Genomic DNA, 10863 nt, shown 5'->3' on the forward strand with positions numbered 1-10863 from the left:
TCGTGCGGTACCCGAGGTTGACGCCGGCTCAGGAGGCGGACGGCTGGCGGCGCAGCCGGAACCAGTAGAAGCCGTGACCTGCGAGGGTGAGCAGGTAGGGCAGGTCGCCGATGGCGGGGAACTTGACCCCGCCGATCAGCTCCACCGGATGGCGGCCCTTCCAGGCCCGCAGGTCGATCTCGGTCGGCTGCGGGAACCGGGAGAAGTTGTTCACGCACATCACCACGTCGTCGCCGCCGTCCGGCAGCCGGACCTCCCGCAGGAAGGCCAGCACGGACGGGTTGGACGACGGCAGCTCGGTGTACTGGCCGGTGCCGAACGCCGGATTCTGCTTGCGGATCTCGATCATCCGCCGGGTCCAGTGCAGCAGCGAGGAGGGCGAACTCATCGCCGCCTCCACGTTGGTGACCTGGTAGCCGTGCACCGGGTCCATGATCGCCGGGAGGAACAGCCGCCCCGGGTCGCAGGACGAGAACCCGGCGTTGCGGTCCGGCGTCCACTGCATCGGCGTGCGGACCGCGTCGCGGTCGCCGAGCCAGATGTTGTCGCCCATGCCGATCTCGTCGCCGTAGTACAGGATCGGCGAGCCGGGCAGGGACAGCAGCAGCGCGGTGAACAGCTCGATCTGGTTGCGGTCGTTGTCGAGCAGTGTCGCCAGCCGCCGCCGGATGCCGATGTTGGCCCGCATCCGCGGGTCCTTGGCGTACTCGGCGTACATGTAGTCGCGTTCCTCGTCCGTGACCATTTCGAGCGTCAGCTCGTCGTGGTTGCGGAGGAAGATGCCCCACTGGCAGCCCGAGGGGATGGCCGGGGTCTTGGCGAGGATTTCCGACACCGGGTAGCGCGACTCCCGGCGGACCGCCATGAAGATGCGCGGCATCACGGGGAAGTGGAACGCCATGTGGCACTCGTCGCCGCCCTTGGAGTAGTCGCCGAAGTAGTCGACGACGTCCTCCGGCCACTGGTTGGCCTCGGCGAGCAGCACGGTGTCCGGGTAGTGCGTGTCGATCTCCGACCGCACCCGCTTGAGGAAGTCGTGCGAGGCCGGCAGGTTCTCGCAGTTGGTCCCCTCCTCGGCGTACAGGTAGGGCACGGCGTCCAGCCGGAAGCCGTCGATGCCCAGGTCCAGCCAGAACCGCAGCGCGGAGATCATCTCCTCCTGCACCTGCGGGTTCTCGTAGTTGAGGTCCGGCTGGTGCGAGAAGAAGCGGTGGAAGAAGTACTGCTTGCGCACCGGGTCGAACGTCCAGTTCGACTGCTCGGTGTCGACGAAGATGATCCGTGCGTCGGCGTACCGGTCGTCGTTGTCGTCCCAGACGTAGTAGTCGCCGTACGGCCCGTCGGGGTCGCTGCGGGACTGCTGGAACCACTCGTGCTGGTCACTCGTGTGGTTCATGACCATGTCGATGATGACCCGGATGCCCCGCTGGTGGGCGGCGTCCACGAACTCCACGAAGTCGGCGAGGTCGCCGAACTCCGGCAGCACCGACGTGTAGTCCGACACGTCGTAGCCGCCGTCGCGCAGCGGCGACTTGAAGAAGGGCGGCAGCCACAGGCAGTCGACGCCGAGCCATTGCAGGTAGTCGAGTTTGGCGGTGAGGCCCTTCAGATCTCCTACGCCGTCGCCGTTGCTGTCCTGGAAGGAGCGGACCAGCACCTCGTAGAACACCGCTCGTTTGAACCACTCGGGATCGCGGTCCTTGGCGGGCGTGTCCTCGAACGTGTCGTGGACGGGCTCATTGACGCTCATCGTTGGGTGACCCTCCGGTCGGTGAGGACGGTCGCAGGGTCAGCACGTGGGCCGGGGCGGACGCTCCGGCACCGCCGGGCTCCAGACGCACGTAGTTGTCCCTGCCCCAGTGGTAGGTCTCGCCGGTGAGCTCGTCGCGCACCGGAATGGGGGCGGCGCCACTTTCCTGCGCGGGTGTGAGTCCCGACGCCTGCAGTGCCGTCATATTCAACGACACCGTTGCCTCGTGGGTGTGGTGCGGATCGAGGTTGACCACCATGAGCACTAGGTCGGCGTAGGGGACGTTGCTGCGCTTGGAGTAGGCGATGACCTGGTCGTTGTCCGTGTGGTGGAAATCCAGGTTCCGCAGCTGCTGCAGGGCGGGGTGCCGGCGGCGCAGCCGGTTGAGGGTGGTCAGCAGCGGGCTGAGCGAGCGCCCCTCCCGCTCCGCGGCGGCCCAGTCACGCGGCCGGAGCTCGTACTTCTCCGAGTCGAGGTACTCCTCGCTGCCCGGTCGCACCGGTGCGCACTCGTACAGCTCGTAGCCCGCGTACACCCCCCAGGTGGGGGACAGCGTGGCGCCCAGCACCGCCCGTACGGCGAACGCCGCCCGCCCGCCGTCCTGGAGGTAGCCGGGCAGGATGTCCGGCGTGTTGACGAAGAAGTTGGGCCGCATGTACGAGGCGGCGTCGCCGGAAAGCCCGGTCAGGTACTCCGTCAGCTCCTGCTTGGTGTTACGCCAGGTGAAGTAGGTGTAGGACTGCTGGAAGCCCACCTTGGCCAGGGTGTGCATCATCGCCGGCCGGGTGAACGCCTCGGCCAGGAAGACGACGTCCGGGTCGGTGCGGTTGATGTCGGCGATCACCTTCTCCCAGAAGACCACCGGCTTGGTGTGCGGGTTGTCGACCCGGAAGATCCGCACGCCCTTCGACATCCACAGCCGCAGTACCCGCAGCGTCTCGCGCACGATGCCGTCGAAGGCCCGCGGGTCGGAGTCGAAGTCGATCGGGTAGATGTCCTGGTACTTCTTCGGGGGGTTCTCCGCGTAGGCGATGGTCCCGTCCGCCCGTTTGCGGAACCACTCCGGATGCTCGCGCACCCATGGATGGTCCGGTGAGCACTGGAGGGCGAAGTCCAGTGCGACCTCCATGCGCAGCGCCTTCGCCTCCGCCACGAAGTACTCGAAGTCGGCGAAGGTGCCCAGGTCCGGGTGGATGGCGTCATGGCCGCCGTCGGCCGAACCGATCGCCCACGGCGAGCCCACGTCGTCCGGGCCGGGGGTGAGCGAGTTGTTGCGGCCCTTGCGGAACGCCGTCCCGATCGGGTGGATCGGCGGCAGGTACACCACGTCGAAGCCCATCGCGGCGACCGCCGGCAGCCGCTCCGCCGCGGTGCGGAACGTGCCGGACACCGGCGGGCGGCCCTCCTCGACCACCGCGCCCTCCGAACGGGGGAACAGCTCGTACCAGGAACCGAACAGCGCCCGCCGACGCTCCACCACCAGCGGCAGCGCCCGGGTGGTGCTCACCAGCTCGCGCAGCGGATGCCCGTCAAGCACGGCCAGCACCTCGGGGGTGAGGGCGGCGGCCAGTCGGGCCGCCACCGGCCGGTCGTGGTCGCGCAGCGCGTCCACCACGTCCAGTACCACCGCCCGGCCCTCGCTCTTGGGTACCTGCGCGGCGGCCCGTTCGTGCAGCACCGCGCCTTCGGTCAGGGTCAGTTCGGCGTCGATCCCGGCCGGGATCTTCACCTGTGCGTGGTGCCGCCAGGTGGCGAGCGGATCACTCCACGCCTCCACCGCGAAGGTCCACCGGCCCTCCACATCCGGGGTGACGTCCGCTCCCCACCGGTCGGTGCCGGGGGCCAGCTCGCGCATCGGCAGCCACGGCCCGCCGCGGCCGGTCGGATCGCGCAGCACCACGTTGGCCGCGACCGCGTCGTGTCCCTCGCGGAACACCGTGGCGGACACCTGGAAGGTCTCTCCGGCCACGGCCTTCGCGGGACGGCGTCCACAGTCGACGAGCGGCTGGACGTCCAGGACGGGGATACGACCGATCATGGGCTCACCTGGGTCTGGTACGGGGGTTTTGTTACTTTCTATCCGCTCCGCTGGCAACTGGCTGGTTGCGGGCATGACCGCTCCTGTCCGCGTTCACTCGGCTGGGGGTCTCGCTGGGGCGCAGGAGGACAGCCTGCCCACGCTCCGGGGGCGGATATTCCGGCGCCGGGTGAACTACTCGTACGTAACTGCGAGTCCTGAAGAGGGGCCACACGGGGGGTGCGACGCCCGGGCGCGCCGCGGCCCCTCGGCGCACCCGGACGGGCCGAAGGGCCCTTCGGGCGGTGGTGCGTCCGGTGCTCGTTCGATGGCGGTGCGTCGGGTGGTGCGTCAGGTGCTGCTTCGAGCGCTGCGTCAGACGGTGCGTCGGGTGGTCCGAACGGCGGTGCGTCGGGCAATTGCTTCGGGCGGTGGTGCGCGGGGTGGTTCGGCAGGTGCGCCCCCCGGCCCGGGAGGCGGGCGGGCGCGCCGGGCAGCGCCGCGACCAGCGGCGGAACGGCCCGGCCGGGCAAGCCGAAGGGGCACGACATGGGGGTGGAAGTCACGTGAAATCGTGGCGAAGGCGCGCATCGGACAGTCCCTCCCGGCTACCGTCGAAGCGTGAAGGCCATTCGTCGTTTCTCCGTGCGTCCCGTCCTTCCCGACTCCCTACGACCGCTCAGCGATCTGGCGCGCAACCTGCGCTGGTCCTGGCATCCGGATACCCGCGAGCTGTTCCGCTACGCCGACCCGGACGGCTGGCACGCCGCCGGGGGCGACCCCATGCGGCTGCTCGGCTCCATCCCCGCCGCACGCATCGACGAGCTGACCCGGGACCGCGCCTTCCGGCGCCGGCTCGCCGTCGCCGCCGGTGACCTGCACGACTACCTCACCGAACCGCGCTGGTACCAGGACGCCGGCGACGGCCTGCCGGCCGCCGTCGCCTACTTCTCGCCCGAGTTCGGCATCACCGCCGCCCTGCCGCAGTACTCCGGCGGCCTGGGCATCCTCGCCGGGGACCACCTCAAGGCCGCCAGCGACCTCGGCGCGCCGCTGATCGGCGTCGGCCTGCTCTACCGGCACGGCTACTTCCGGCAGTCGCTGTCCCGCGACGGCTGGCAGCAGGAGCGCTACCCGGTGCTCGACCCCAACGAGCTGCCCCTGGACCTGCTCCGCGAGGCCGACGGCAGCCCCGCCCCGGTGATCCTCGCCCTGCCCGGCGGCCGCGCGCTGCGCGCCCACGTCTGGGTGGCCCGCGTCGGCCGGGTGCCGCTGCTGCTGCTCGACTCCGACGTGGAGGAGAACGGGCCCGCCGAACGGGACGTCACCGACCGGCTCTACGGCGGCGGCCGGGAGCAGCGGCTGCTCCAGGAGATGCTGCTGGGCATCGGCGGGGTGCGCGCGGTGCGCGACTACTGCCGCCTCACCGGCCATCCCGAGCCGGAGGTGTTCCACACCAACGAGGGCCACGCCGGTTTTCTCGGCCTGGAGCGCATCCGCGAACTGGGCGAGCAGGGCGTTGACTTCGATGCGGCTCTGGAGTCCGTCCGGGCCGGAACCGTGTTCACCACGCACACGCCGGTGCCCGCCGGCATCGACCGCTTCGACCGGGACCTGGTGGCGCGGCACTTCGGTGACGACGGCGAACTGCCCGGCGTCTCCGTCGAGGAGGTGCTCGCACTGGGCACGGAGACCTTCGCCGGCGGCCGCCCCGACCTGTTCAACATGGCCGTCATGGGCCTGCGCCTGGCCCAGCGGGCCAACGGTGTCTCCACCCTGCACGGCGAGGTCAGCCGGGAGATGTTCGCCGGCCTGTGGCCGGGCTTCGACCCGGCCGAGGTGCCCATCGCGTCCATCACCAACGGCGTGCACGCACCCACCTGGGTGGCGCCGGAGGTGACCGCGGGTACCTCCCGCCTGCCCGACGGCGAACTGCGGGAGCTGCGCCGCTCGCTGCGCGAGCAGCTGGTGGCGGAGGTGCGGCAGCGGCTGCACGAGTCGTGGCGCCACCGGGGCGCCGCCGGGGCCGAACTCGGCTGGATCGACCAGGTCCTCGACCCGGACGTGCTCACCATCGGCTTCGCCCGCCGCGTCCCGTCGTACAAGCGGCTCACGCTGATGCTGCACGACCGCAAGCGGCTCACCGAGCTGCTGCTGCACCCCGAACGGCCGATCCAGCTGGTCATCGCGGGCAAGGCCCACCCGGCCGACGACAGCGGCAAGCGCCTCATCCAGGAACTGGTCCGCTTCGCCGACGACCCGCGGGTGCGGCACCGCATCGTGTTCCTGCCGGACTACGGCATGGGCATGGCCCGCACGCTCTACCCCGGCTGCGACGTGTGGCTCAACAACCCGCTGCGTCCGCTGGAGGCGTGCGGCACCAGCGGCATGAAGGCCGCGCTGAACGGCTGTCTCAACCTGTCGGTGCTCGACGGCTGGTGGGACGAGTGGTACGAGCCGGACTTCGGCTGGGCCATCCCCACCGCCGACGGCGCCGCCGCCGACGAGGAGCGGCGGGACGCCATCGAGGCCGCCGCGCTGTACGACCTGCTGGCGGAGCAGGTCGCGCCCGCGTTCTACGACCGGCCGGGCCGCTGGCTGGAGATGATCCGGCAGACCCTGGACCGGCTGGGCCCGAAGGTCCTCGCCGACCGCATGGTGGGGGACTATGTGCAGCGGCTCTACGCCCCGGCCGCACGGGCGCACCGAGAGCTGGACGCGCCGTCCGCCGCGGAGCTGGCCGGCTGGAAGGCCCGGGTCCGGGCCGAGTGGCCGCAGGTCCGGGTGGACCACGTGGAGGCCGTGGACGCGGCCTGCGACTCGCTGGAGCTGGGCGGCGCGCTGTCGCTGCGGGTGCGGGTGACGCTCGGCGCGCTGGAGCCCGCCGAGGTGGAGGTGCAGGCGGTGGCGGGCCGGGTCGACGGGTCCGACACCATCACCGAGCCCGTGCACGTGGCGCTGAAGCCCACCGGCGGGCCCGACCTGGAGGGCCGCTGGCTGTTCGAGGGGCCGCTCACCCTGGACCGGACCGGCCCGTTCGGCTACACCGTCCGGGTGCTGCCCTCTCACCGGCTGCTGGCCGCCGGCACCGAACTCGGCCTGGCCGCCGTCCCACCGGAGGGCACCGCCTCCGGTGAGGCAGCCGGGCTGCTGATGCGCTGACCCCGTCCGGCCGGCGGCCCGGTGCGTCACGGGCCGCCGGCCGGCGTGGAGGGCGCTCGGGAGCGTCAGCCCTCCACCTTCACCGCCGTCCAGGCTGCCTCCACGGCGGCGGTCCGGGCGTTGGCGGGTGTGCCGTCGCCCCGGACGTTGGTGCTGCTGGTCAGCAGCGAGCCGTCCGCTCATACCGCGTACGGGTGTCCCCGTTGCGGTTCTTCACCACGCCGCGGACCTGGAGTTCCTCCCGCTCACCCAGGCCGAGTTCGGCGGCGGTCCGGGCCTTCGCCGCAGGTGTGTCGGCGGCCATGACCAGGCCGGTGTACTGGGCGGCACTGAGCACGGCCGGTGCGGCGCCGGGCGGTTCGGGGGCTGCCGCGCCGGCCGGCACGGCGGTGAGTCCGGCGGCGAGCACCGCCGCCGCGCCGACGAGGGCGGCGCTCACCGAGTTGGCGCGGCGGCGGGTCTTCCGGAGATCATGACGAGGCGTGCGCGAAGTGCGGGGGGCTCGGGTGTCTGCTACAGGGGCTCCTTGGGTGAGGGATCGTCCCGGGTGCCTCGGAAGCGGGGCACGTGGTGCATGAACATGTCATGACGATGCGTGCCGGTTGACCGGAATTCGTCCGTCCACCGCAAATCCTTGTCCGTTATGTGAGCAACCGGCGGAGACCGTGCAACGTCCCCGCAAGTGCGGCCGGTTCACCCGGGCGCAGCACGATGCGAGGAGTGAGTATGGGTCAGCGGGCCGCACGCCGAGGAGTACGGCGTGCCCGCCGGGCCGCGTCGGGGCTCGCGGTGGTCACCGCGCTCGGCGCCGCCGTCCTGGCCGCCGCTCCCGCCACTGCCCTCACGCCCGCAGGACCCGCACCCGACGGTGCCGTCCCCGCGGGGCCGCCCGCGCCCGGACCGCGTCACTCCGCCGACCCGCCGGACGACGGCCCCGCCGCGTCCGCGGGCGGGCCGGACCGCCGGGAGGCGGCGCGGCGGGCCGCCGTGCGGGCCGCCCTCCAGGCCGCCGTCGACCGCGGCATCCCGGGAGCCGTGGCACTCACCACCACCGATCCGGGCACGTCCGAAACGGGGACGACCCGTACCGGGACGTCCCCTGCCGGCGGGTCCCGCACCGGAACGGACGAAGGCCCAGGGGCCGGTGGAGCCGAATGGTTCGGTCATGCGGGCGTCGCCGACCTGGCCACCGGCCGGGAACGCCAGCCCGCCGACCACTTCCGGGCCGGCAGCATCACCAAGACCTTCGTGGCGACCGTGGTGCTGCAACTCGAAGCAGAGGGCGTGCTCGACCTGGACGACACCGTCGAGACCTGGCTGCCCGGCCTGCTCGACGGCAACGGCCACGACGGCCGGGCCGTCACCGTCCGCCACCTGCTCCAGCACACCAGCGGCCTGCCCGACTACACCGCCGACCCCGAGGTGACCCGCCGCCTCGCCGCCGGTTCCGCCGACCACCACCTCCGCACCCGCACCCCGGAACAGCTCATCGCCGTCGCGCTCAGCCACCCGCCGGTCTTCGCGCCCGGCACCGGCTGGTCCTACTCCAACACCGGCTACCTCGTCGCCGGCCTGATCGTCGAGAAGGCCACCGGCCGCACCTGGGCGGATCAGGTCCGCACCCGCATCGTCGAACCGCTCGGCCTCACCGGCACGTCACTGCCCGGCACCCGCAGCACCCTGCCCGGCCCCCACCCCGTCGGCTACGCCGCGCCCCTCAGCGGCGACCCGGACGCGCCGCCGCGGGACGTCACCCGGCTCAACCCCTCCTGGGCAGGCGCCGCGGGCGAGATCGTCTCCACCGCCTCCGACCTCAACCGCTTCTACCGGGCACTGCTGCGCGGGCGCCTCCTGCCCGAGCGGCAGCAGTCGGCCATGTTCCGCAGCGTCCCGCTCAACCCCGCCGGGACCGCACGGTACGGCCTGGGCGTCGAGTCCTGGACCCTGTCCTGCGGCACCACCGTGTGGGGCCACGCCGGCGGTATCCACGGCTCGGCCTCCCGGTCACTGGGCACCGCCGACGGCTCCCACCTGCTCACGTACCACCTGAACGGCGACTGGCTCACCGGCAGCCCGCTCCAGGACGCCATCGCGGAGGCCGCCTTCTGCCCCACCACCCCGGCGAGCAGCGGCAGCGGCTGAGCGGGTGCATCGGCTGACCGGCGGCAGCGGCTGACCGGTGCCAGCGGCTGAGGACAGGGCGGCCGAGCGGGGGCAGGTGCGTGCGGCTCGGTTGCCGGGGCGCGCGGACGAGGAGGTCCGGGCGCCCCGGCGGGCCCTGCTGCCGGCTACCGGCTGAGCGGAGCCTCGGCGTCCAGCCTGGCCAGCTTCTCCGGGTTGGCGACCGAGTAGATCCGGGTGATCCGGCCGTTCTCGACCGTCACACTGATCGCCGCGGCGAGACGGCCGCCGAGGTCGATCCGCGCACCGGGCGCCCCGTTGAGCCAGATGGGCGTGGCCACGAACTTCTCGGTCAGCTTCGCGGTGCCCCCCAGCAGCAGCGCGGCCAGCTTCCGGGCGCCCGCCACGGGCTTGCGTACGCTCGGCGCCAGACCGCCGCCGTCCGACACCAGCACCACGTCCGGTGCCAGCACGTCCATCAGGCCCTGCAGGTCACCGGTGCTGATCGCGGTCAGCAGCCGCTCGACGGCGACCCGCTGCTCCGCCTGGTCCACACTCCGGCGCGGCCGGCGGGCGGCGACGTGCCCCCGCGCCCGATGCGCGATCTGCCGCACCGCGTCCGGCGTCCGGCCCAGGGCCTCGGCGATCTCCTCGTACGGCGCCTCGAACACCTCCCGCAGCACGAACACCGCCCGCTCGGCCGGCCCCAGCGTCTCCAGCACCGTCAGCATGGCGAACGACACGCTTTCGGCCAGCTCGACGTCCTCCGCCACGTCCGGGCTGGTCAGCAGCGGCTCCGGCAGCCACTCGCCGAAGTACTGCTCCCGGCGGCGGGACAGCGTGCGCAGCCGGTTGAGCGACTGGCGGGTGACGATCCGGACCAGGTAGGCCCGCGGATTCCGAACCGGCGAGCGGTCCACCTCCGCCCACCGCAGCCAGGTCTCCTGGACCACGTCCTCGGCGTCGGCGGCCGAGCCGAGCATCTCGTAGGCCACGGTGAACAGCAGGCCGCGGTGGGTGAGGAACGGGTCGTCGCTCATGAGGGGGAGGCTACGTCCGTCGACGGGACGGCGAGCGGTGGCAGGCCGCAGGACGCCGCGAACTCCTGCGAGCGGATGCCGAGCGAGACGTTCAGGCGGGAGGTCGCGTTCATGAAGGCCACCTTGGCGGTCAGCTCGACCAGCGCAGCCGCCCCCAGCTCCCCGGCCAGCCGGGCCGACATCTCGTCGGTGACGGTCGGCGGCGTCTGGCACATCGCCTCGGCGTACTCCATCACCCTGCGCTCCAGCGGCGTGAAGGCGTCGGAGTCCCGCCACCGCGGCACCTCGCGCGCCTTGGCCTCGTCGAGTCCGTTGCGGCGCGTCATGAAGTAGTGCAGGTCCAGGCAGAACCCGCAGCCGATCGCCCCGGCCGAGGCCATGTGCGCGAGCGTGCTCAGCTGCGGGTCGAGCCGGTCCCACTTCTCCGCCTTGCGGCCGAAACCCATCAGGTCCTTGAACACCGGCGGGTTGTTCCACATCACGCCGATCGACTCGGGCACCTGGCCGAGCATGCGGCGGCTCATCCGTTTCAGCAGTGCCCCGTAGACGCCGTTGATCTCGACCGCGGGAACCCGGGTGCTGCTGGCCATGTCTCCTCCAGTGCTGCTCGTGCCGGTGTCGCACAGCGCCCCTTCGGCGCTTCGGCATGGAGACACCGGCCGGGCCCCGGATGTGACAGCGCCGCGGAGAATCCCCGCCGCGGCCTTCCGCCTAATGGGAGCTACCGGGTGAGCCGCGCTGGCAGACTCGGTGCCTGGTAGCCGCCGGTGAGT

Annotated in this window: 7 protein-coding genes; 2 read left to right on the top strand and 5 right to left on the bottom strand. The window is 72.2% G+C overall.

Annotation, left to right across the window (positions count from 1 at the left end):
• Positions 1–28: 28 nt before the first annotated feature.
• Both treS and QNO07_RS16070 read right to left on the bottom strand, forming a co-directional pair.
• Positions 29–1750 carry a maltose alpha-D-glucosyltransferase gene (treS, locus tag QNO07_RS16065; protein WP_283992700.1) on the bottom strand — a complete coding sequence of 574 codons (1722 nt, stop codon included), beginning with the start codon at positions 1748–1750 and terminating at the stop codon, positions 29–31.
• Entirely contained in the window at positions 1737–3788 is a 2052-nt protein-coding gene (locus QNO07_RS16070) for an alpha-1,4-glucan--maltose-1-phosphate maltosyltransferase (RefSeq protein ID WP_283992701.1), read from the bottom strand. Before QNO07_RS16070 ends, treS begins: the two co-directional genes overlap by 14 nt.
• 600 nt (positions 3789–4388) lie before the next feature.
• On the opposite strand from QNO07_RS16070, the gene glgP reads away from it, so the two are divergent.
• Complete coding sequence (gene glgP / locus QNO07_RS16075) at positions 4389–6929, top strand: alpha-glucan family phosphorylase (RefSeq protein ID WP_283992702.1); 2541 nt, start codon at positions 4389–4391, stop codon at positions 6927–6929.
• A gap of 160 nt (positions 6930–7089) precedes the next feature.
• Here the strand turns inward: glgP and QNO07_RS16080 are convergent, their stop codons facing one another.
• Complete coding sequence (locus tag QNO07_RS16080; RefSeq protein ID WP_283992703.1) at positions 7090–7368, bottom strand: hypothetical protein; 279 nt, start codon at positions 7366–7368, stop codon at positions 7090–7092.
• A 287-nt stretch (positions 7369–7655) separates the two neighbouring features.
• Here QNO07_RS16080 and QNO07_RS16085 point away from each other — a divergent pair, with 287 nt between their 5' ends.
• A complete protein-coding gene (locus tag QNO07_RS16085) occupies positions 7656–9071 on the top strand; it encodes a serine hydrolase domain-containing protein (RefSeq protein WP_283992704.1) in 1416 nt (471 codons plus the stop codon).
• A 146-nt stretch (positions 9072–9217) separates the two neighbouring features.
• Here QNO07_RS16085 and QNO07_RS16090 read toward each other — a convergent pair whose 3' ends face one another.
• Positions 9218–10090, bottom strand: a complete 873-nt coding sequence (locus QNO07_RS16090; RefSeq protein WP_283992705.1) for an RNA polymerase sigma-70 factor — start codon at positions 10088–10090, stop codon at positions 9218–9220.
• Positions 10087–10680, bottom strand: a complete 594-nt coding sequence (locus QNO07_RS16095; RefSeq protein WP_283992706.1) for a carboxymuconolactone decarboxylase family protein — start codon at positions 10678–10680, stop codon at positions 10087–10089. The genes QNO07_RS16090 and QNO07_RS16095 overlap by 4 nt, the downstream gene beginning before the upstream one ends.
• Positions 10681–10863: the final 183 nt, after the last annotated feature.

It is taken from the genome of Streptomyces sp. 549, assembly GCF_030124175.1.
Classification (GTDB): domain Bacteria; phylum Actinomycetota; class Actinomycetes; order Streptomycetales; family Streptomycetaceae; genus Streptomyces.

Coding starts and splice junctions, on each gene's coding strand:
- treS (WP_283992700.1), bottom strand. CDS start 1,750: ATGAGCGTCAATGAGCCCGTCCACGACACGTTCGAGGACACGCCCGCC.
- QNO07_RS16095 (WP_283992706.1), bottom strand. CDS start 10,680: ATGGCCAGCAGCACCCGGGTTCCCGCGGTCGAGATCAACGGCGTCTAC.
- QNO07_RS16070 (WP_283992701.1), bottom strand. CDS start 3,788: ATGATCGGTCGTATCCCCGTCCTGGACGTCCAGCCGCTCGTCGACTGT.
- QNO07_RS16085 (WP_283992704.1), top strand. CDS start 7,656: ATGGGTCAGCGGGCCGCACGCCGAGGAGTACGGCGTGCCCGCCGGGCC.
- QNO07_RS16090 (WP_283992705.1), bottom strand. CDS start 10,090: ATGAGCGACGACCCGTTCCTCACCCACCGCGGCCTGCTGTTCACCGTG.